1 protein-coding gene is annotated in these 1,145 nt (G+C 62.7%); it reads left to right on the top strand.

Going from position 1 to position 1,145, the window contains the following annotated elements:
* Positions 1 to 6: 6 nt before the first annotated feature.
* A partial coding sequence (tuf, locus tag C5F44_RS17635) for an elongation factor Tu (protein ID WP_107674943.1) occupies positions 7 to 1,145 on the top strand: 1,139 nt, incomplete at its 3' end.

Here is a 1,145-nt window from a genome sequence, read left to right as displayed (position 1 = left end):
GCCACGATGGCAAAGGCAAAGTTTGAACGTAACAAACCGCATGTGAACATCGGGACCATTGGTCACGTTGACCATGGCAAGACGACGCTGACGGCTGCGATCACGAAGTATTTCGGTGAATTCCGGGCCTATGACCAGATCGACGGCGCGCCGGAAGAGCGGGCTCGGGGGATCACGATCTCGACGGCGCACGTCGAGTACGAGACCGAGAACCGTCACTATGCGCACGTCGACTGCCCCGGCCACGCCGACTATGTGAAGAACATGATCACGGGTGCCGCGCAGATGGACGGCGCGATCCTGGTCTGCGCCGCGTCGGACGGCCCGATGCCGCAAACGCGCGAGCACATCCTGCTGGGCCGTCAGGTCGGCATTCCGTACATGGTCTGCTACATGAACAAGGTGGACCTGGTTGACGACCCGGAACTGCTGGAACTGGTCGAGATGGAAATCCGCGAACTGTTCTCGTCCTACGAATACCCGGGCGATGACATTCCGATCGTCAAGGGCTCGGCCCACCAGGCGATGATCGGCGAGCGCAAGGACATCGGCGAGGATTCGATCCGCGCGCTGATGGCGGCGGTTGACAGCTACATCCCGACCCCGGCGCGTGCGATCGACCAGCCGTTCCTGATGCCGATCGAAGACGTGTTCTCGATCTCGGGCCGCGGCACGGTTGTGACCGGCCGGATCGAGCGCGGCGTGATCAACGTCGGCGACGAAGTTGAAATCGTGGGCATCCGCGACACCAAGAAGAGCACCTGCACGGGCGTGGAAATGTTCCGCAAGCTGCTGGATCGCGGGGAAGCGGGCGACAACGTGGGCGTGCTGCTGCGCGGCATCGACCGTGACGGCGTGGAACGCGGCCAGGTGCTGTGCAAGCCGAAGTCGGTGAACCCGCACACGAAGTTCGAGGCGGAAGCCTACATCCTGACCAAGGAAGAAGGCGGCCGCCACACGCCGTTCTTCGCGAACTACCGTCCGCAGTTCTACTTCCGCACGACCGACGTGACGGGCACGGTGAAGCTGCCGGAAGGCACGGAAATGGTGATGCCGGGCGACAACCTGAAGTTCGAAGTCGAACTGATCGCGCCGATCGCCATGGAAGAAAAACTGCGCTTCGCCATCCGCGAAGGCGGCCGCAC

Source organism: Fuscovulum blasticum DSM 2131 (genome assembly GCF_003034965.1).
Taxonomy (GTDB): Bacteria; Pseudomonadota; Alphaproteobacteria; order Rhodobacterales; family Rhodobacteraceae; genus Pseudogemmobacter; species Pseudogemmobacter blasticus.
The sequence above is the reverse complement of the archived record's forward strand: the minus strand, read 5'-3'. Positions and strand labels throughout refer to the sequence as shown.